At 59.9% G+C, this 18,690-nt stretch carries 19 protein-coding genes; 14 read left to right on the plus strand and 5 right to left on the minus strand.

The annotated features are described in order from the left end of the window. Window positions 1–37: 37 nt before the first annotated feature. The 5 genes from VE934_RS17690 (at window position 38) to VE934_RS17710 (ending at window position 1,438) form a co-directional block, all read left to right on the plus strand. Window positions 38–214 (plus strand): hypothetical protein, encoded by a 177-nt coding sequence (locus VE934_RS17690; RefSeq protein ID WP_324889992.1) that lies wholly within the window; start codon window positions 38–40, stop codon window positions 212–214. 10 nt (window positions 215–224) lie between these two features. Beyond that, window positions 225–383: a hypothetical protein gene (locus tag VE934_RS17695; protein WP_324889995.1), complete on the plus strand. Its 159-nt coding sequence runs from the start codon at window positions 225–227 to the stop codon at window positions 381–383. Between the two features lie 17 nt (window positions 384–400). Next, complete coding sequence (locus tag VE934_RS17700; protein WP_324889997.1) at window positions 401–601, plus strand: hypothetical protein; 201 nt, start codon at window positions 401–403, stop codon at window positions 599–601. A 157-nt stretch (window positions 602–758) separates the two neighbouring features. After that, window positions 759–962, plus strand: a complete 204-nt coding sequence (locus VE934_RS17705; RefSeq protein WP_324889999.1) for a hypothetical protein — start codon at window positions 759–761, stop codon at window positions 960–962. 56 nt (window positions 963–1,018) lie between these two features. Further along, a complete protein-coding gene (locus tag VE934_RS17710) occupies window positions 1,019–1,438 on the plus strand; it encodes a response regulator (protein ID WP_324890001.1) in 420 nt (139 codons plus the stop codon). Between the two features lie 15 nt (window positions 1,439–1,453). Here the strand turns inward: VE934_RS17710 and VE934_RS17715 are convergent, their stop codons facing one another. After that, window positions 1,454–1,783 carry a cupin domain-containing protein gene (locus tag VE934_RS17715; protein WP_324890003.1) on the minus strand — a complete coding sequence of 110 codons (330 nt, stop codon included), beginning with the start codon at window positions 1,781–1,783 and terminating at the stop codon, window positions 1,454–1,456. Between the two features lie 122 nt (window positions 1,784–1,905). On the opposite strand from VE934_RS17715, the gene VE934_RS17720 reads away from it, so the two are divergent. Next, window positions 1,906–4,698 carry a 7TM diverse intracellular signaling domain-containing protein gene (locus VE934_RS17720; protein WP_324890005.1) on the plus strand — a complete coding sequence of 931 codons (2,793 nt, stop codon included), beginning with the start codon at window positions 1,906–1,908 and terminating at the stop codon, window positions 4,696–4,698. Window positions 4,699–4,727: 29 nt separating this feature from the next. Here VE934_RS17720 and serB read toward each other — a convergent pair whose 3' ends face one another. Next, complete coding sequence (gene serB, locus VE934_RS17725) at window positions 4,728–5,444, minus strand: phosphoserine phosphatase SerB (protein WP_324890007.1); 717 nt, start codon at window positions 5,442–5,444, stop codon at window positions 4,728–4,730. Continuing rightward, complete coding sequence (mfd, locus tag VE934_RS17730) at window positions 5,441–8,908, minus strand: transcription-repair coupling factor (protein ID WP_324890009.1); 3,468 nt, start codon at window positions 8,906–8,908, stop codon at window positions 5,441–5,443. The genes serB and mfd overlap by 4 nt, the downstream gene beginning before the upstream one ends. A gap of 124 nt (window positions 8,909–9,032) precedes the next feature. Here mfd and ispD point away from each other — a divergent pair, with 124 nt between their 5' ends. Both ispD and ispF read left to right on the plus strand, forming a co-directional pair. Then, window positions 9,033–9,812, plus strand: coding sequence for a 2-C-methyl-D-erythritol 4-phosphate cytidylyltransferase (ispD, locus tag VE934_RS17735; RefSeq protein WP_324890011.1), 780 nt, complete (start codon window positions 9,033–9,035; stop codon window positions 9,810–9,812). Next, complete coding sequence (ispF, locus tag VE934_RS17740; protein WP_324890013.1) at window positions 9,812–10,315, plus strand: 2-C-methyl-D-erythritol 2,4-cyclodiphosphate synthase; 504 nt, start codon at window positions 9,812–9,814, stop codon at window positions 10,313–10,315. The genes ispD and ispF overlap by 1 nt, the downstream gene beginning before the upstream one ends. Before the next feature lie 153 nt (window positions 10,316–10,468). On the opposite strand, the gene VE934_RS17745 is transcribed toward ispF, so the two are convergent. Both VE934_RS17745 and ompR read right to left on the minus strand, forming a co-directional pair. Further along, window positions 10,469–11,845 (minus strand): sensor histidine kinase, encoded by a 1,377-nt coding sequence (locus VE934_RS17745; protein WP_324890015.1) that lies wholly within the window; start codon window positions 11,843–11,845, stop codon window positions 10,469–10,471. A gap of 96 nt (window positions 11,846–11,941) precedes the next feature. After that, window positions 11,942–12,679 (minus strand): two-component system response regulator OmpR, encoded by a 738-nt coding sequence (gene ompR / locus VE934_RS17750; RefSeq protein ID WP_324890018.1) that lies wholly within the window; start codon window positions 12,677–12,679, stop codon window positions 11,942–11,944. 300 nt (window positions 12,680–12,979) lie between these two features. Here ompR and VE934_RS17755 point away from each other — a divergent pair, with 300 nt between their 5' ends. The 6 genes from VE934_RS17755 (at window position 12,980) to VE934_RS17780 (ending at window position 18,682) form a co-directional block, all read left to right on the plus strand. Then, entirely contained in the window at window positions 12,980–13,663 is a 684-nt protein-coding gene (locus VE934_RS17755) for an SIMPL domain-containing protein (protein ID WP_324890157.1), read from the plus strand. 89 nt (window positions 13,664–13,752) lie between these two features. Continuing rightward, on the plus strand, window positions 13,753–14,724 hold the full coding sequence (locus VE934_RS17760; RefSeq protein ID WP_324890020.1) for a diacylglycerol/lipid kinase family protein: 972 nt from the start codon (window positions 13,753–13,755) through the stop codon (window positions 14,722–14,724). Further along, on the plus strand, window positions 14,721–15,548 hold the full coding sequence (locus tag VE934_RS17765; RefSeq protein ID WP_324890022.1) for a metallophosphoesterase family protein: 828 nt from the start codon (window positions 14,721–14,723) through the stop codon (window positions 15,546–15,548). The genes VE934_RS17760 and VE934_RS17765 overlap by 4 nt, the downstream gene beginning before the upstream one ends. Window positions 15,549–15,647: 99 nt before the next feature. Continuing rightward, window positions 15,648–16,496, plus strand: a complete 849-nt coding sequence (locus VE934_RS17770; RefSeq protein ID WP_324890024.1) for an N-formylglutamate amidohydrolase — start codon at window positions 15,648–15,650, stop codon at window positions 16,494–16,496. A gap of 42 nt (window positions 16,497–16,538) precedes the next feature. Further along, a complete protein-coding gene (locus tag VE934_RS17775; protein ID WP_324890026.1) occupies window positions 16,539–17,579 on the plus strand; it encodes a histone deacetylase family protein in 1,041 nt (346 codons plus the stop codon). Continuing rightward, window positions 17,579–18,682 (plus strand): NAD(P)/FAD-dependent oxidoreductase, encoded by a 1,104-nt coding sequence (locus tag VE934_RS17780; protein ID WP_414693876.1) that lies wholly within the window; start codon window positions 17,579–17,581, stop codon window positions 18,680–18,682. Before VE934_RS17775 ends, VE934_RS17780 begins: the two co-directional genes overlap by 1 nt. Window positions 18,683–18,690 lie beyond the last annotated feature (8 nt).

Below are 18,690 nucleotides of genomic sequence, written 5' to 3' on the forward strand. Positions count from 1 at the left end.
GATTAATGTATTACCTTCCAAAGCCCAGGACAGCACCATGACCGCACATCAATCACCACAGCAAGCATTTATTTCGCCTCCGCGTCGCTGGACCGCCCGGCGGGTCGCGGTTGCTGTGATGGTTTATTGCTCGGTTGTTTCCGGCAGCGTTGCTGCGGCTGCAGCCCTGGTGAGTGCAGACGTGCCGCTTGCGGTCTTTGTCACTGTGTTCTGAAAAGTGCATCATGACCAGACCGTCAAGCCACACACAACCCCTGCCGGCACAGTCGCCAGGCACGGAGCCAGAGTCCAATCCCAACAACCTGCCGGTCGAGCCCGACCTGGGTCCCGTTCCGCCGCTGGCTCAGCCAGATGAGCCAGGTCCTGCGAAACCAGTCATTTAAATCGGCGAGGAATTGATATGGCTGTCGACCAATCCGTTGTTCAATCGGCGCTTGCTGACTATGACCAGGCGAGAGCGGATTACATGAAATTTCTGAGCATGGATCCGCCTGACTTCAACGCAGTCAATGCAGCCATGGTCGCCATGGATGAAGCGCACACCCGATTCAAACATGCGATGGGTGATCACGATTCACCTACTCGGTTGCGCCCCCTGTGAACCTTGCCTGCTACCGGTCGGAGGGTAGGCATACGCCGACACGCGCTGACCCGGTTGGCCTATGTCTCGACGTCAATAGCTTCAGAAAATGAGTCGCAAGGTTTCAAAATATCTGGAGCCGGCGACAGCAAGTGAAACAACCAACCGGGAGATGTGAATGCAGGCACAAGTTTTTACTTCACACGTTCGGCCTACCAGCGCATTGGCCGACTACGATTTTTTGAGAGCAACGTATGACATGCTGCTGCGTGCACCCGTCCCCAACCCGGCTGCCATCGACGCCGCCTTCGATGCACTGGACGCCGCGCATGCGCGCCTCAAGGCAGCCCATCTTCAGCTGCGTACGGGTCATTTGAACTGAACCGGTCACCCGGTTCACCCACTATCAAGCTGTTTAGCGAATCCAGACCTTTAACCATGGAACATCACGTGCCACTTATTACCTACCTCGTGGAAGACAACCAGACCATTCTGGAAAATCTGATCGAAACGCTGGAGGAGGTTGCGCTGGTGAAAGTGGTGGGACACGCGGCCACGGAGGCTGAAGCAACCCGCTGGCTGTCTGTTCATGATGGGGACTGGCATCTGGCCGTCGTGGACATGTTCCTGCAAGAGGGAAGTGGGCTTGGCGTGCTGGCCGGCTGCCAGCAGCGCGAGTCTTATCAAAAAGTCGTGGTACTGACCAACTACGCCACGCCGGAGGTTCGCACGCGCAGCATGGCCATGGGCGCGGACGCCGTGTTTGACAAGTCCAATGAGCTGGACGAGTTCTTTGCGTACTGCGTTGCGGAGACGGCCAAGGTGCAGCCGGGCAACGACAAGTTGCTGACCGGCTAAAGGGTCGCTCAGACGCTATTGGTGTAGCAGGACGGTGACCAACAAGGATGTCGCCGTTTTGGCCTCCAGGCCATGTGGCGCATTGGCGGGCACGACAACTACCTCTCCGCCGCCGAGACAGACGCGGCGCCCCGGCGTGGTCACAAACACCTCTCCCTCAAGACATTGAACGGTGATATCGCCTGACACATGGTGCTCGGGCATGGTTTGGCCTGCCGCCAGAACCACACGCATCAACTGCAGCTTTTCGGTCTTGAGCAAGCTATGTGTCTTCACGTCGCCCAACTGGTGAGCCAGTGGCTTTATGTCGATCACATCGAGTGGTTGGGCATGAATGAGGGCCATTGAATTCCATTCCTGAAAGTGTTGCCGCAAGCGTACCGACCCTTGGGAAGCTTGTCCAGCGTCAAGCCAGCGGTCTCCACTGTCCGGGGGATAATGGCTGCAACAACAGGCACCATTCCGCAATGCTTCATCTCCAGCGCTTTCTTTCAGCAGGCTGCATGCGGACCTGGTGTACCAAATTTCTGGCGCTGCTTGTTTTTTGCGCATCACCGGCCCTGTTGGCACAAAACGGTACTCTCAGCATTGGTCTGCAAGACAGCTACAAGCTGTCGTCAGCCTTCACGGTGCTTGAAGACGTCAGCGGTCAGATGTCGCTCGAAGATGTCTTGTTGCCCGCCCAGCAGGCGCGCTTCAAAGAGGTCGCACAAGGCGGCTCGTCCACCAACTTTGGGCTAACCCGCTCAGCCTACTGGTTGAAGGTTCAGCTTCCCACACTGGCTGGCACGCCAGAAGCGTGGTTGCTGGAGATTGCGTACCCCGCGCTGGATCAGCTCGACCTCTACACGTCGAATCCCAACGGGCATTTTGACCATCAGAGCGGTGGTGACCTCAGGCCATTCGACAGCCGCGTCATTCCGCATCGCAACCACGTTCTGCCCGTCGTGCTGACCGCTGGTCAGGTGAATACGCTTTATCTGCGGGTGCAGTCGCAGGGGACGCTGTCGGTGCCCACACGGCTCTGGCAGGCCCCGGCCTTGTGGCTCAATGATCAGGCTGAATACTCGCTCTTGAGCCTGTACTTCGGCCTGTTGGTAGGCCTGCTGCTTTACAACCTGCTGCTCTTTCTTTCGGTGCGTGATGCGGCCTATCTGATTTATGCCGCTTTTGCAGGCTCCATGGCACTGGCGCAAGCGGCGCTGACGGGACTGGGCGGGCAATTTCTCTGGTCCGGACAACTCTGGTGGAACAGCGTGTCGCCCCCGGTCGGCATGTCGCTGTCAGCTATTTTTGGACTTCTGTTCGCACGCAATTTCCTGGACAGCGCCAGCCATATGCCCTGGATGAACCGCAGCATGCTGACACTGGTCGGCGGCTGGCTATTGACACTGCTTGCGGCGGTGTCGCTGCCTTACCGTGCCTCGTCAATGATGGTGACCGTGTTGGCCGTGATCAGCGTCACTACCGTGGTGCTGTCGGGGGTTCTCAGTGTCCGGCACCGGCATCCCGGCGCCCGTTACTTCCTCACAGCCTGGGCTGTACTGCTGCTGGGCGTTGTAACACTTGTCATGCACAACACGGGCGTCCTTCCGTCCAACCTGTTGACAGCCAATGCCCTGCTGATTGGTTCGGCCCTGGAGATGGTGTTGCTGTCGTTTGCACTGGCCGACCGGATCAATGTTGCACGTGCCGAAAAGGAGCTGGCGCAGGCTGCGAGCCGGGCAGAGCATGAAATGGTGGAGGCGCTCAGCCAGTCGCAGGAGCAGTATCGCAAGGTGCTGCTTGAGCGCGAAACCATTCTTGAGAGCTCCATGGTGGGCATTGCGTTCCTCTCGGCAAACGGCCGCTTTCGCTGGGCCAATCGGACCATGCTGGAAATTTTTGGTGCGGACGATCAGCCCCAGACGTCCATGGAGCCGTTTTACCTGTCACGTGAGGAGTACCTGCGTGTTGGTGGCGAGGTGGCGGCCAGCACCCGTGAAGGGCAGGCCTACCAAACAGAGATCCAGATGCGTCGATGCGACGGTTCGCTCATCTGGATTGCGCTGTCGGGCAGGGCGGTTAACCAGGGCGATCTGAGTGAGGGCACGGTCTGGGTATTGACCGACATCACGCGCCGCAAGGAGCTGGAGGCGGAACTGGTACGTACGTCATCGGAGCGCGAGGCGATTCTCAACAGTGCGCTGGTCGGCATTGTGTTGTCGGTGGCACGGCGGCACGAGTGGGTCAACGAAAAATTTGCGGAAATGATGGGTTATCCGCGGGACGAGCTGATTGGACGTTCGTCTGCCTACATTCACCCCGATAGCGCTGCGTGGGAAGAGTTTGGGCGGGTTGCTCGCGCTGCACTGCAGCAGTTGGGTACCTTTGTCCACGAGCGTCAGCTACGGCGAAGGGATGGTGAGTTGTTCTGGGTTCAGATGGGCGGTAGTTGCCTGCGTCCACGCGACCCCGATTCCGGTGTGATCTGGACTTTTCTGGACATCACAGAGCGCAAGAAATCTGAAGAAGATACCCGGCTGGCCCTGCAGCGGCAGCAGGAGCTCAACGAGTTGCGCAGCCGCTTTGTGGCGATGACCAGTCATGAGTTCCGTACACCTCTCGCGACCATCCTGTCGTCCGGAGAAATTCTCAAGCACTATGGCGATCGCCTTCCGGAGTCGGAGAAGGAGGAGACGCTGGACACCATCGCCTCCGCCGTGCAGCGCATGATGCGCATGCTGGACCGTGTGTTGCTGATCGGCAAGGCGGACGCACAAATGCTGGAGTTCAACCCCGAGCGGGTTGATTTGAAATCACTGTGTCTGGAAATCATCACGGAGGCTTCGCACCAGATGCCTTTGGGCACCTGCCGGATTGCCACTGAATTTTCAGACGACCTCCGCCCGGGTGTCTACGACGAAAAACTGCTCCGCCATATTTTCAGCAATCTCTTGTCCAACGCGGTCAAATATTCCCCGGCGGGCGGTACGGTGCTTTTACGCGTGTTTCCGGAGCAAACAGAATTGGGCAGCGGTACGGTGTTTGAAGTGACGGACCAGGGCATCGGCATACCCCCCGAGGAGCTGGACCATCTGTTCGAATCCTTTCACCGCGCGAGCAATGTGGGCAACATTCAGGGTACGGGCCTGGGACTTGCCATCGTGAAAAATGCGGTGGACGTGCATGGGGGCACCATCGAAGTAGTCAGCACGGTGGGCCACGGAACGTGTTTCTGCGTTCGCCTGCCGCAACCCCTTCAGACACTCGCCGTTTGAGGTGAAGGGTTTAGGCCGACCTGGCAGCGTCAGGAAGCTTTAAGTACTTCAAGCAGTCGGTCCAGACCGCCTTCATTGATGGCGACCATGGCCTGCTCGCGCACTTTAGGCTTTGCGTGGTAGGCCACCGAGAGGCCTGCAACACCCATCATGGGCAAATCGTTGGCGCCATCACCCATTGCAATGGCTTGTGATGGCTCGATGTTCAGCATGTCGCAGGTTTGCAGCAGCATGGTGCGCTTTTCAGCACCGTCGCAGATGTCGCCCCAGGGCTGATCGATCATTTTTCCTGTCAGCAGCCCGTCCTTGATTTCCAGCACGTTGGAGCGGGTGTAATCAATTCCGAGCTCATCACGCACCCTGTCCGTGAAAAACGTAAACCCGCCGCTGACCAGAAGCACCTTCATGCCCGCCGCCTTACAGGCATGAACCAGCTCTGCCGCGCCGGGGTTGAGTTGCAGCCTCTGGTGATAGACCTCTTCCATGCTGTCAACACTGACCCCGGCGAGCAGGGCCACACGCTGACGCAGACTTTCCTTGTAATCGGTGATGTCACCGCGCATGGCAGCTTCAGTGATGGCGGCCACCTCTGTCTTGCGCCCGGCGGCGTCGGCGATTTCATCGACGCATTCGATGTTGATCAGCGTGGAGTCCATGTCAAAGGCGATTAACTTGAAATCGCTGAGCCGCAGTTCAGGTGTGGCGATGTTGACAACAAGCCCGGGAGAGATTTCGGTGGGGGTCATGCAGCAGTTTTTTCCGTGGTGGTGGGTTGTCCGAGAGAGCGCAAAACATCGCGCACCATTTGCGCCCGGTCTTTCGGTTCTTTCAGTTCGCGTTCAACGCGCAGCTTGTCGTTGCCTGCCAGTTTGATGTGTTTGTTTTTCTGGATCAGATGCATGATAGCCATCGAGTCGATGGGCGGATCTTTTTTGAAGGTGATGTTGATCAGTGTTGGCGCGGCATCAACCTTGACCACACCGTATGGCTTGGCGATCACGCGCAGACGGTGAACGTCGATCAGGGTCTGCGCCTGCGACGGAAGTTTACCGAAGCGGTCCACAATTTCTTCAAGCAGGGCATCAATCTGGTCCGTGGTCTTTGCGGTAGCCAGCTTTTTGTAAAAGCTCAGCCGCAAATGAACGTCGCCGCAGTAGTCGCTGGGCAAAAGGGCAGGGGCGTGCAGGTTGATCTCGGTGCTGACGTTCAGTGGCGCCAGGAGGTCCGGCTCGCGCCCAGCTTTCAGGGATGACACGGCTTCGTTGAGCATCTCGTTATAGAGCTGAAAACCGATCTCCATCATGTTGCCGCTCTGGTTTTCGCCCAGCACCTCTCCGGTGCCGCGTATTTCCAGATCGTGCATGGCCAGGTAAAAACCGGAACCCAGTTCTTCCATCTGCTGAATCGCTTCCAGCCGTTGGCTCGCCTGCTTGGTCAGGCCTTCAATGTCGGGCACCATCAGATAGGCGTAGGCCTGGTGGTGGCTGCGGCCGACCCGGCCGCGCAACTGGTGCAACTGGGCCAGGCCAAACTTGTCTGCGCGGCTCATGACAATGGTGTTGGCGGTGGGTACGTCAATGCCGGTTTCGATGATGGTGGAGCACAGCAGCAGGTTGAAGCGCTGCGCGACAAAGTCTTTCATGACTTTTTCGAGTTCGCGTTCGGGCATTTGCCCATGCGCCACGGCAATCCGTGCCTCGGGCAACAACGCTTCCAGCTTTTCGCGCCGGTTCTGGATGGTTTCCACCTCGTTGTGCAGAAAATAAACCTGTCCACCGCGTTTGAGTTCACGCAGCACGGCCTCGCGAATCACGCCATTGCTTTCGCTGCGCACGAAGGTCTTGATGGCCAGCCGCCGTTGCGGTGCCGTCGCGATCACGCTGAGGTCGCGCAGCCCTTCCAACGCCATGCCCAGCGTGCGTGGAATCGGTGTGGCGGTCAGCGTCAACACATCCACCTCGGCACGCATCGCCTTCATGGCTTCCTTGTGGCGCACGCCAAACCGGTGCTCTTCATCGATGATGAGCAGACCCAGTCGCTGAAACTTCACATCCTGGCTCAGCAGCTTGTGGGTCCCGACCACGATGTCAATACTCCCGTCGGCAATGCCCTTGATCGCCGCCGTAATTTCTTTGGGCGAACGAAAGCGGCTCATCTCGGCCACTTTGACCGGCCATTTGCCAAAGCGATCCACCAGCGTCTGGTAATGCTGCTCGGCCAGCAAGGTGGTGGGCGCCAGCAGCGCGACCTGTTTGCCGCCAGTCATGGCAATAAAAGCGGCGCGCAGCGCAACCTCGGTCTTGCCGAATCCGACATCGCCGCAAACCAGCCGGTCCATGGGGCGCGGACTGATCATGTCCTGAATGACGGCATGAATGGCGGCGCGCTGGTCTGCCGTTTCCTCGAAACCGAAGTCGTTGGCAAAGGTTTCGTAGTCGTCCGGTGAATAACGGAAAGCATGGCCCTCACGCGCAGCGCGGCGCGCGTAGATGTTGAGCAGTTCCGCGGCGGAATCGCGCACCTGTTCGGCGGCCTTGCGTTTGGCCTTTTCCCACTGGCCGCTGCCCAGCCGATGCAGAGGCGCCTCGGAGGCCGAGACCCCGGTGTAGCGGCTGATCTGCTGCAACTGACTGACGGGTACGTAAAGAGTCGCGTCATCCGCGTACTGCAGATGCAAAAACTCGGTGATGCCCTGACCCAGATCCATATTGACCAAGCCTTTGTAGCGGCCAATGCCATGGGCACTGTGCACCACGGGGTCGCCGACATTGAGCTCGGACAAGTCCTTGATCAGCGCCTCAACATCGCTGACCTGTTCCTGCTTTTTGTTGCGCCGCCGGGTGACCACGCCTGCAGCAAACAGCTCAGTTTCAGTGACGAAATCAATATCGCCGGCCAGCCAGCTGAAACCCGTGTTCAGTGCTGCGGTTGCAATCCCGATTTTTTCGCGGCTGAGCTGAAATTCTTCGAGTGAATCAAATGCAGGTGGACTGACGCTGCTGGCGCGCAAAAAGTCGAGCAGGCTCTCGCGCCTGCCATCACTCTCGGCCAGCAGCAAAACACGCTGCGGCGTGTTGCGTATGTGGGCCTTGAGACGGGCGAGGGGATCTTCGGCCCCGCGCACCACGGACATTTCGCCCAGCTTCTGAAAGTGCGCGTTGTCGGCGACATCTTCAATGGCCGGTCGGATCGCCAGCTGCGCATAGCCATTGGCGCGGGCGTAAAACTGCTCAGTCCCCAGAAACAGCGATTCGGGTGGCAAAGCGGGGCGGTCGGGTGCGTCCTTGACCAGACGGTAGCGATCTTTGGTGTCCTGCCAAAAGCGCTGAAAGGCCGGATCCAGATCACCGTGCAGCACCACAGTGGCTTCCGTGCCGAGGTAGTCAAAGACCGTGGCCGTTTCTTCAAAAAAGAGGGGCAGGTAGTACTCGATACCGGCTGTGGCCACGCCGTTGCCCATGTCCTTGTAGATGCGGCTTTTGGTTGGGTCACCGTCCAATAGCTCGCGCCAGCGGTTTCTGAAGCGGGCCCTGGCATCGTCGTCCATCGGAAATTCGCGGCCTGGCAACAGCCTGACCTCGGGCACGGGGTAGAGGCTGCGCTGGCTGTCCGGGTCAAATGTGCGAATGCTGTCGATCTCGTCGTCAAACAGGTCAACCCGGTAAGGCACGGGAGAGCCCATGGGGAAAAGATCGATCAGCCCACCGCGTACCGCATATTCCCCCGGGCTGACCACCTGCGTGACGTGGCTGTAGCCGGCCAGCGTGAGCTGGCTCTTGAGCCGGGCTTCGTCCAGCTTTTGCTTGACCTTGAAGTGAAAGGTGTAGCCAGCCAGAAAAGCTGGCGGCGCCAGACGGTAAAGCGCTGTTGTGGCCGGGACGATGACCAGATCGGCCCCACTGTCCTTGTCACGCTGGCTGATGCGCCACAGGGTCGCCAGCCGCTCGCTGATCAGGTCCTGGTGCGGAGAAAAGGTGTCGTAGGGCAGGGTTTCCCAGTCAGGAAACAGGGCGCAGCGCAAGGCCGGTGCAAAAAAGGCAATCTCGTCGAGAAGGCGCTGGGCGGTGGTGGCGTCGGCTGTAACGATGGCGGTTAGCCGCCCGGCGGATTTTTCGCGCAATCCCAATTGGGCCAGCAACATGGCGTCGGCGGAACCTGCAGGTTGCGGCAGGGTGTAGCGTTTGCCGGGAATCAGTTTGGGTAGGTCCATGAACAGTCGGAAAAGGTAAGGAGTAGCAGCAGAACCGGCGAGCCAAAAGGTAAACACCCCAAATCTGAAAGAGTGGGGTGTGAGCAATACGAGAAGCCCTGATTTTAGAATCTATGATGAACCCATGACCACAAACAGCGCCAAATCCCTGATTCCCCGGTTTTTCGCGCTGATTCCATGCGCAGGCCTGGGCAGCAGGGCCTTGGGTCAAGGGGCAAGTCTTGAGGGCGCTGTGCAACTGCCGAAGCAGTACCAGCCCATTGCGGGCATGCCGATGGTGCAACACACGCTCGCGGCGTTTGCGGCGGTAACACGCATCACCTCCTGCCTGGTGGTTGTGGCGCCTGGGGACGATTTTTTCGCCCGGCAGAATACCACCACCTTTAAGGTTGCAGCGTGCGGCGGTGCCAGCCGCGCCGCTAGCGTGCTGGGCGGGCTGGATCAACTGGCGCGTGATGGCGCCGAGCCTGACGACTGGGTGTTGGTCCACGACGCCGCGCGATGCCTGATCACGCCAGCGCTGATTGAGGACTTGATAGACGCTTGCCACAGCGACCCGGTTGGCGGCCTGCTGGCGCAACCCTTGCCCGATACCCTAAAGCAAGCTGCGGGCGACCGCGTGCAGGCGACCGTGGAGCGTGCCAACAAGTGGCTGGCACAAACTCCGCAGATGTTTCGCCTTGGTGCGCTGGTGCAGGCTTTAAGAATGGCTGAAACCCTGGGCGATGCAATCACTGACGAAGCCAGTGCCATGGAGGCCGCAGGGCTTGCGCCCAAGCTGGTGCGCGGCAGCGCACACAACTTCAAGGTCACGTATCCGGAAGATTTTCTTCTTGCCGAAGCGCTGATCAAAATCAGATTAACCCGTGAATCCGAACCCTTTCCACTGAAGGCGCCTTACTGATGACCGACCCAGACACCTCCGCTGCATCATTACCATTTCGAGTTGGTGAGGGCTGGGACACACATGCGCTGGTGTCCGGACGTCCGCTCATCATCGGCGGCGTCACGGTGCCGTACCACCTGGGTCTTTTGGGGCATTCAGACGCGGACGTCCTGGTTCACGCCATCATCGACGCGCTGTTGGGGGCGGCGGGGCTGGGCGACATAGGTGCCCACTTTCCGGATACCGACGAGCGGTTCAAGGGCGCGGATTCCATCGTTCTCTTGCGCGAGACCGGCGTGCTTCTGGCTGCGCGGGCGCTGCGCATCGGCAATATCGACAGCACGGTCATCGCCCAGGCACCCAAGCTGGCCAGCCATATCCCTGCGATGCGAGAGCGGATTGCGCAAACTCTTGGCCTGCAAGTGAGCCAGGTCAATGTGAAAGCCAAGACAGCCGAGAAGATGGGCCCGGTGGGAGAAGGCCGGAGCATGGAGGCCAGAGCCGTGGCGCTACTGTTTTAATAGCGAACTGTGCCCACCCTTAAATGGCGAAGTGCCGATTTCGCTTACATGTTCCAGTAAAACACCTCCGCAAAGGCTTTGAGCCGCTTTTAGGGCTTCTCCTCACCCATCCTTCGACAAGCTCAGGACGAACGGGGTTAGCGACCGTGGGGGTCAACCCCTTCGCAACTTGATATGCGCGGCGAGCCCACCAGAGCCGGTGTTGGCCAGCGCAAACACGCCGCCCATGCGGTGCATGGTTTTTTCAACAATCGCCAGGCCCAGACCGGCGCCAGTAGCCGCCGTGCGGGCCGCATCACCGCGGAAAAATGGCTTGGTCAGGTTGTTGAGTGCCTGGGGTGAAACGCCCGAGCCATGGTCACGCACCTTGATCAAAACCCATTGGTCACGCTCTTTGGCCGCGATGTCCACCACCGCGATACCGGTCTCCGCCGTCTTGCCGTAACGCCGCGCGTTTTCCAGCAGGTTGGCAAACACGCGGGACAGTTCAACCTCGTCGGCCAGCACCAGAATCTCGTGCGGCAGGTTGATGTTGACTTTCATGTCGGTGTACTCGGCCACCGCATAAACAGCTGCATCGACGATGGTGTTGAGTGACAGCGGAAACAGTTTGGGTGGATCAGGGCGCGCGTAGTCCAGAAACTTGTCAATGATGGCGTCGAGCTGACTGATGTCCGCCGCCATGTGCGCTCTGGCCTCGGGGTCGGCCACGCTCATCTCGGTCTCAAGCCGCAGACGCGCCAGGGGCGTGCGCAAGTCGTGGGAGATGCCTGCCAGCATGATGACGCGGTCTTCCTCTATTTTTGAGAGCTGCTCGGCCATCCGGTTAAAACCGATGTTGACCTCGCGGATTTCGCTGGTGGCGACCTGCTCATCCAGCAGGCTGGCATCAAAGTCACCATCGCGCATGCGGCTGGCCGCAAATGAGAGCTGTTTGAGGGGGCGGTTGATCAGGCGGGCAATCAGCGCGGCGCCCAGCAAGGACAAAATGGCCGCCGTGATCAGCCAGATCAGCCAGGTGCCGCCCTGTAAAGAGCCGAGGCGAGAGGGGTCGGTCAGCAACCAGTAGGAGTCGCCGTCGATGGCAAATCCCACCCACAGCCCTTTGACGCCATTGACCGACTTGGCGACGACTGTCCCGGGCCCCATGCGTGCGGTCAGTTCGTTGCCAATACGCTCGCTGAAAGGGTCGTTGACGAACAGCTCGAACTTGTCCTTGGGCTCACGCGGCGAGATACGCACGCCTTCCTCGTCGGCCAGTGTCTTGATCAGCCAGACGCGGGTAATGGAATCTGAGTATTTGAGTGCGGCCCGGCTCAAGTTGACCAGAGAGGCCAGCTGCTGGGCGCTTTGCATCGCGCGGGGTTCAAACTCCAGCGCCCTGAAGGTCTGCAACCAGGCCACGATGCAGCCCAATAGCAAAATGGCCAGAAAGAGAAAGGTCCGCCAGAACAGGCTTAAGCCCACGCGCGGCCGCATTTCCAGCGGCGCGGGGGCAGTTTCCAATTGGGCGGGGCTGGTACCTTGCATGACGAAAGCGGCTCGGCTGGTTGGCAGCTCCTGTTAACTGGAGGAGCCGCAAGATGTCGGACCGATTATCGGGCCCCGCAGGGCCGTCCTGAAAGGCTAGTTTGTCCCGTCCGGAACAAACACGTAACCAATGCCCCAGACCGTCTGGATGTAGCGCGGCACCGCTGCGTCTGTTTCGATGAGCTTTCGCAGGCGCGAGACCTGCACATCCAGGCTGCGGTCAAACGGCTCGAACTCGCGACCACGCGCCAACTGAGCCAGTTTTTCGCGCGACAGCGGCTGGCGCGGATGGCGTACAAGGGTTTTCAGCATGGCGAACTCGCCCGTTGTCAGGGGCAATTCTTCACCGTTTTTCTGCAGGGTGCGCAGTCCCATATCAAAGCTGAACGGTCCGAAAGTCACTACTTCCTGGTCGCTCGATGGCGCACCCGGCACCTCGGCGGCAGGGCGGCGCCGCAGCACGGCGTGAATACGGGCCAGCAACTCGCGAGGGTTAAAGGGTTTGGCGAGGTAGTCATCGGCGCCGACTTCCAGGCCAACGATCCGGTCCACATCTTCGCCTTTGGCGGTGAGCATGATGATGGGGGTGCGGTCATTGGCAGCGCGCAGGCGGCGGCAAATTGAAAGGCCGTCTTCCCCGGGCATCATCAAGTCCAGAACGATCAGGTCCACCGCGTCGCGCATCATGATGCGGTTGAGGGCCTTGCTGTCTTCCGCCAGAATGACTTCAAAGCCCTCTTGGGCCAGGTAACGGCGGAGCAGATCCCGGATCCGGGCATCGTCGTCAAGAATCAGGATTTTGTCGGCACGAGGTGTGTTGCTTGCTTGTGTCATAGGACCATCGTAATTTGTAACAGAGCAATTTTGAGGGCTAAAACCGACATTTCCAGTTTTTCTGTGCACTTTGACAGACTGTTACAGGACTTGCGGGTGCAGACAGGGCTCGAAGCGGCCAGTGCAGCTGGATGAGGATTTGGGATGACAAGCGGACGAGCTTAAGGAGGACAGACAGATTGCTCTGGACTCTCTATGCTGCCCGGCACTGGGAGGTTTTTACCACCCGCATTTCTCAACCTTAATGATCGAAAGCCAGACTTGAACACCACTTATAAATTGATGGCAGCCTGCACCTTGATGCTTGCAGCAAACGGCCTGTGGGCGCAGAACGTGCAGGCTGTTCCGATGCACGCGCCGCTGCAAAACGTCGCGCAACTTTCGGCCAGCGGCTCGGTAGAGGCGCAGCAGGATCTGCTGTCCATCACCATGAACACCACACGCGACGGAACCGACGCGGCCGCTGTTCAGAACCAGCTGAAGCTTGCGCTCGACGCGGCCCTTGCCGAAGCCAAAAAAACCGCCCAACCCGGATTGATGGACGTGCGTACCGGCAACTTCAGCCTTTACCCGCGCCACGGCAAAGACGGCAAGATCAACGGCTGGCAGGGCTCAACAGAGCTGGTTCTTGAAGGTCGCGATTTCCCGCGCATCACGGCGGCCGCCGGCAAGATCCAGACCCTCACCCTTGGTAATGTTGGTTTTGCCTTGAGCCGCGAGCAACGCACCAAGGTGGAAGCGGAAGCTCAGGCTATCGCCATCGAGCGCTTCAAGGCCAAGGCGACCGAAATTTCCAAAAGCTTTGGCTTTGGCAGCTATACCTTGCGTGAAGTGTCCATCAATGCCAATGACCAGGGCTACACGCCACGTCCCCGCATGATGGCCATGCAGGCCAAGGCTGAAATGGGGGACTCTTCCATTCCGGTTGAAGCAGGTAAAAGCACCGTGCTGGTCAACGTATCAGGGTCAGTCCAGATGAGGTAAGTCGCGAGCGCGCAGTGTTGTCACCGCGGTCGGCGCAAAAGCGACCTTGACTGACATACCGCGCAGCCCGTGCTCTTTATGCTTGACGCATGACATCTTCAGAAGAACAGGCGCAGACCGCTGCGCGCCGTGGACCGCTTTTTATCGTCCACAACGCTGGCGCTGGTGCCAAAGATGCCCAGGAAGAGCACAAGCTCATTGCCGAGGTTTTCACAGAAGCCGGACGCGAGTTCGAGTTTTTGCCCGTCGCGGACCCGAGCCAGATCACGCAGGTCGCTCATCGCGCTGTTGAGTTGGCCAGGGCGCGTGGTGGGGTTGTGGTGGCTGCCGGCGGTGACGGCACCATCAACGCCGTTGCCGGTGCAGTGCTCGGAAGCGGTTGCCCATTTGGCGTGCTGCCGCAGGGAACCTTTAATTACTTTGGCCGTGCCAACGCGATTCCGCAGGATGCTCGCGCCGCGGCCACGGCCCTGCTTGGTGCCAGTATTTCGCCGGTTCAGGTCGGACAGGTGAACGGGCGGTCGTTTCTCGTTAATGCCAGTCTCGGTCTTTACCCCCAGTTGCTGGAAGACCGGGAAGCATGGAAGGCGCAGTGGGGCCGCAGCCGCTTCGTGGCGTTTATCTCTGGCATCGCAACCCTGCTTCAGTGGGGGCAGCAGCTTCGCCTGCGCATCGAATCGGGTGACAAGGTTGCCGAATTCAAAACCCCCACTCTTTTCATCGGTAACAACCATCTACAGCTGGACAGGGTCGGGATCGAAGAGGCGCATGTCAACGCGTTGGAGCATGGCCGGTTGACGGGTGTTGCGGTCAGGCCTATCGGCACGCTGGCACTGTTCGGGTTGCTGGTGCGCGGCCTGCTTGGGCGGCTGGGCGATGCAGAAAATGTTGACAGTTTCACGTTCCGGCGTCTGACGGTGACGCCTCGTGGTCTGCGGCGCGTCAAGGTTGCAACCGATGGCGAAATCGTATGGATGCAGTCGCCTCTGGTTTTTCAGGTGGCTGATGAACCCCTGCTCTTGCTGGTTCCGGCTCCAGCCGACCGGGCGGAGGTTGCATGACCCGATTGCTGCAGATTTCAGACCCGCACTTTGGCACCGCGCAAGTACCGGTGATGGATGCGCTGGTGCAAATGGCGCGAGAGCAACGCCCTGAAGTGCTGGTGTTGTCCGGTGACATTACCCAGCGGGCGGGGGTAGAGCAATTCAGGCAGGCGAGGGCGTTTTGTGATCGGCTGGAGATTCCCCGCATGCTCACCTTGCCGGGTAACCACGACATACCGCTCTACAACCTGTATCAGCGCGCTTTCAAGCCCTACAGCCGCTACCTGCAGTTTTTTGGCCCGGAGGTTGAGACCTCTCTTGAGACGCCCTGGCTGAGCCTGATTGGTGTCAAGACCACAAGGCGCTGGCGGCACAAAAACGGCGAGGTTTCCAGCGACCAGATCGAGCGCGTGGTGGCCCACCTTCAAAAGGCCAGGCCCGAACAGTTGCGCGTGGTGGTGGTGCACCAGCCTGTGCATGTCCAGCGTGAAGAAGACGAGCACGACCGCTTGCGTGGTTCACACACCGCCGTACGCGCGTGGTCCGAGGCGGGCGCTGATGTGGTGATGGGAGGACATATCCACCTGCCCTACGTCTGCGACCTGGCGGGGCTTGTAGGGGGTATCGGCCGACGGATATGGTGCGTGCAGGCCGGCACGGCACTATCGTCACGAATTCGCGAGGAGGCGCCCAACTCGGTGAACCTCTTGCACGTCGATGCGGTCAACGGAGCTGCTCATTGCCGCGTAGATCGCTGGGACTTCCACGCCGGAACCGGGACTTTTGTGGTGGCGAAGACCCACGATTTGCAACTCGACAGAAGCGCGGCAGATCGGGCGTAGCAGCCAGTCCTGAAGGCTGCCTGGCGCTTTCAGAAGGTTGGTGACTCTTGTGGACAAGGCGGACAGGCGCAGGGCGGCTGACACGTTCACAATAAGCGCATGACCTCCCTTTTTCGCTATTTGCCCGGCGCCACAGCGCTGGTGCTTGATTCGCCGCATAGCGGCACTGCCTACCCTGATGACTTTGCCTACGCGTGCGAGCTGCCCACCCTGCGCCGCGCAGAGGACACGCATGTCGACAAGCTTTACGACTTTGCGCCCGGGCTGGGTGTGGGCTGGGTAGAGGCCTTCTTTCCGCGCAGCTATCTGGACGTTAACCGCGACACCACCGAGATTGATGTCGGGTTGTTTGACGATGCCTGGCCGGATGCTGTGGCGACGGATCCAGGGGTGCTGTCCAAGGTGCGGCTGGGCAAGGGCCTGATCTGGCGGGTCACTGACGACGGCGTGCTGATTTACAACCGCAAGCTGAGTGTTGCCGAGGTGCAGGCGCGCATCGCCCGGTGCTGGCAGCCGTACCACGCTGCGGTGGCGCAGGCCATTGATGCAGCCCATGCCCGGCACGGCTACAGCATTCACATCAACTGCCACTCCATGCCGGCCATAGCATCGAGTCATGCGACCGAATTTCCGGGCGAGGCACATGCTGATTTTGTGGTTGGCAATCGGGACGAGTCCACATCCAGCGCGCCACTTGCCCTGCTGATTTGCGAGCATTTGAAAAGTCTGGGCTACAGCGTGGCATACAACCACCCGTACAAAGGCGTGGAACTGGTGCGCCGCTACGGTGACCCGGCAAAAGACCGGCACAGCATCCAGCTGGAGATCAACCGCAAGCTGTACATGAACGAGGCATCGCTGGAGATGACCGAAGGGTTTGTGCCGCTGAAAGCAAGCCTGCAGTCACTGGTGGAGCGCTTGCTTCAGACCGATCCACGGAAGTTGTAAAACATTCCGACGCCTGTCTGGTGTTCATCTTTTCCCTGACCCATGATTTCTCTCTACAGCGACCTTCACGAAAACCACGCCCCGGTCTTTGAATTTTTTCGCGGCGAACGCGTGCCCTGTTTTGAAACACCGGCGCGTGCCGCTTTTGTGAAAGCGCGCCTGCTACAAGCCGGCCACGAGTTGCGCCCGCCGCACGTCGACAGCCAAGCGGTATTGAATCAAGTGCACAGCGCGCGTTACCTCGCGTTTCTGGAAAGCGCCTGGAGCAACTGGCTGGCACTGGCGCCAGGCAATGCTGCGCAGCAGCCTTTCCCCTCGGTGTGGCCTGTGCGCACATTGCGCAGCGATGTGGAGCCCGCCAACTTTGTGGCCCGGCTCGGTCTTTATTCGATGGACAACGGTTCTCCGTTGTCCGCAGGCACCTGGGCAGCGGCCAAGGCCGGAGCCGATGCTGCAGCCAGCGCGGCGGCCTTGCTGGGCGAAGGCGCGCGTGCTGTTTTTTGCTGCAGCCGCCCGCCTGGCCACCACGCGGGTGCCGACTTCATGGGCGGCTACTGTTTTTTGAACAACGCCGCCGTGGCGGCTCAGGCCCTGCGCAACAACGGTCTTGAGCGCGTGGCAGTTCTGGACGTTGACTACCACCATGGCAACGGCACGCAAAGCATTTTTTATGACCGGCCTGACGTGTTATTTGTCAGCCTGCACGGCGATCCGCGTACCGAATACCCGTTTTACCTGGGCCATGCCGATGAAACCGGCGAGGGCGCGGGGGCGGGTTTCAACCTCAACCTGCCGCTGCCTGCGGGCGCCACGGTCGGCGCCTGGTTTCATGCGCTGGAGAAGGCCTGTCAACGCATCACGCAATACGGCGCCCAGGCACTGGTGGTGTCGCTGGGGCTGGACACCTTTGAGGATGACCCGATTTCCACCTTTGCACTGAAGCTTGCCGACTTCCGGCGGCTCGGGCAGCACTTGACGGCGCTTGGATTGCCGACGGTGTTTGTTCTGGAAGGCGGTTACGCGGCCGAGGCCCTGGGTATCAACGCGGTCGAAGTGCTGGATGGGTTCGAGGCGGGCAAGTGATGGAGCACGTCGATGTGGTGGTGATCGGGGCCGGTGTGGTTGGCTTGGCCGTTGCGCGTGCGCTGGCCTTGCAGGGCCGTGAGGTGATGGTGCTGGAAGCAGCCGACGCCATAGGCACGGGTACCAGCTCGCGCAACAGCGAGGTGATTCACGCCGGCATTTATTACCCGCAGGGCTCGCTGAAAGCTGCGCTCTGTGTGCAGGGCAAGCAGATGCTGTACGACTACTGTGCCGAGCGCGGCATAGGCCACAGCCGTTGCGGCAAATTGATTGTTGCCACCAGTTCGGCGCAGGTCGCCCAGTTGCAAGCCATCATCGCCAAGGCGGCGGCCAATGGCGTGGACGATTTGGTGCTGCTGACGCGTGAGCAGGCCATGGCCATGGAGCCGAACCTGGCCTGCGAAGCCGCCGTCTTGTCGCCCAGCACGGGTATTGTGGACAGCCACGCCTTGATGCTGGCTTTGCAGGGTGATCTGGAGAATGCGGGCGGTCTTGTGGCATTAAATTCGCCGCTTGCCCACGCTGTATGTGCGGGTTCTGCTATTACTCTTGTAGCAGAAGACGGCACCGAACTGGTCGCGCAGACGGTGGTTAACGCCGCCGGTTTGCAGGCGCAGGCGCTTGCGCGGCGTTTTGCAGGCTTGGCGCCACAGCACGTGCCCCCCAGCTTTTATGCCAAGGGTAACTACTTCACCTTGTCGGGGCGCTCACCGTTCAAACGGTTGATCTACCCGGTGCCCGAGGCGGCAGGTCTTGGCGTGCACCTGACCCTGGACCTGGGCGGCCAAGCCAAGTTTGGCCCCGATGTGCAATGGGTCGATTCGCCCGAAGACATGGTGGTTGACCCAGCGCGCGGAGACGCCTTTTACGCCGAAGTCCGCAAGTACTGGCCGGGCCTGCAGGATGGGGCGCTGATTCCCGGCTATGCCGGCATCAGGCCCAAAATCCAGGCACCGCACGAATCCGCCAAGGACTTTTTGATCCAGGGCCCTGCCGATCACGGCGTGCCGGGGCTGGTCAACCTGTTTGGCATCGAGTCGCCGGGCCTCACCAGCTCGCTGGCGATAGGCGAGCGGGTAAGCAGTATGCTACTAAAAAGATAGCTGTTTGC

It is taken from the genome of Polaromonas sp., from assembly GCF_035638815.1.
In the GTDB taxonomy this organism is placed as follows: Bacteria; Pseudomonadota; Gammaproteobacteria; order Burkholderiales; family Burkholderiaceae_C; genus Polaromonas.

Bases quoted from the DNA above. Each gene is read 5' to 3' on its own strand.
- VE934_RS17690 (WP_324889992.1), top strand. From the start codon at position 38: ATGACCGCACATCAATCACCACAGCAAGCATTTATTTCGCCTCCGCGT.
- VE934_RS17695 (WP_324889995.1), top strand. From the start codon at position 225: ATGACCAGACCGTCAAGCCACACACAACCCCTGCCGGCACAGTCGCCA.
- VE934_RS17700 (WP_324889997.1), top strand. From the start codon at position 401: ATGGCTGTCGACCAATCCGTTGTTCAATCGGCGCTTGCTGACTATGAC.
- VE934_RS17705 (WP_324889999.1), top strand. From the start codon at position 759: ATGCAGGCACAAGTTTTTACTTCACACGTTCGGCCTACCAGCGCATTG.
- VE934_RS17710 (WP_324890001.1), top strand. From the start codon at position 1,019: ATGGAACATCACGTGCCACTTATTACCTACCTCGTGGAAGACAACCAG.
- VE934_RS17715 (WP_324890003.1), bottom strand. From the start codon at position 1,783: ATGGCCCTCATTCATGCCCAACCACTCGATGTGATCGACATAAAGCCA.
- VE934_RS17720 (WP_324890005.1), top strand. From the start codon at position 1,906: ATGCTTCATCTCCAGCGCTTTCTTTCAGCAGGCTGCATGCGGACCTGG.
- serB (WP_324890007.1), bottom strand. From the start codon at position 5,444: ATGACCCCCACCGAAATCTCTCCCGGGCTTGTTGTCAACATCGCCACA.
- mfd (WP_324890009.1), bottom strand. From the start codon at position 8,908: ATGGACCTACCCAAACTGATTCCCGGCAAACGCTACACCCTGCCGCAA.
- ispD (WP_324890011.1), top strand. From the start codon at position 9,033: ATGACCACAAACAGCGCCAAATCCCTGATTCCCCGGTTTTTCGCGCTG.
- ispF (WP_324890013.1), top strand. From the start codon at position 9,812: ATGACCGACCCAGACACCTCCGCTGCATCATTACCATTTCGAGTTGGT.
- VE934_RS17745 (WP_324890015.1), bottom strand. From the start codon at position 11,845: ATGCAAGGTACCAGCCCCGCCCAATTGGAAACTGCCCCCGCGCCGCTG.
- ompR (WP_324890018.1), bottom strand. From the start codon at position 12,679: ATGACACAAGCAAGCAACACACCTCGTGCCGACAAAATCCTGATTCTT.
- VE934_RS17755 (WP_324890157.1), top strand. From the start codon at position 12,980: ATGCTTGCAGCAAACGGCCTGTGGGCGCAGAACGTGCAGGCTGTTCCG.
- VE934_RS17760 (WP_324890020.1), top strand. From the start codon at position 13,753: ATGACATCTTCAGAAGAACAGGCGCAGACCGCTGCGCGCCGTGGACCG.
- VE934_RS17765 (WP_324890022.1), top strand. From the start codon at position 14,721: ATGACCCGATTGCTGCAGATTTCAGACCCGCACTTTGGCACCGCGCAA.
- VE934_RS17770 (WP_324890024.1), top strand. From the start codon at position 15,648: ATGACCTCCCTTTTTCGCTATTTGCCCGGCGCCACAGCGCTGGTGCTT.
- VE934_RS17775 (WP_324890026.1), top strand. From the start codon at position 16,539: ATGATTTCTCTCTACAGCGACCTTCACGAAAACCACGCCCCGGTCTTT.
- VE934_RS17780 (WP_414693876.1), top strand. From the start codon at position 17,579: ATGGAGCACGTCGATGTGGTGGTGATCGGGGCCGGTGTGGTTGGCTTG.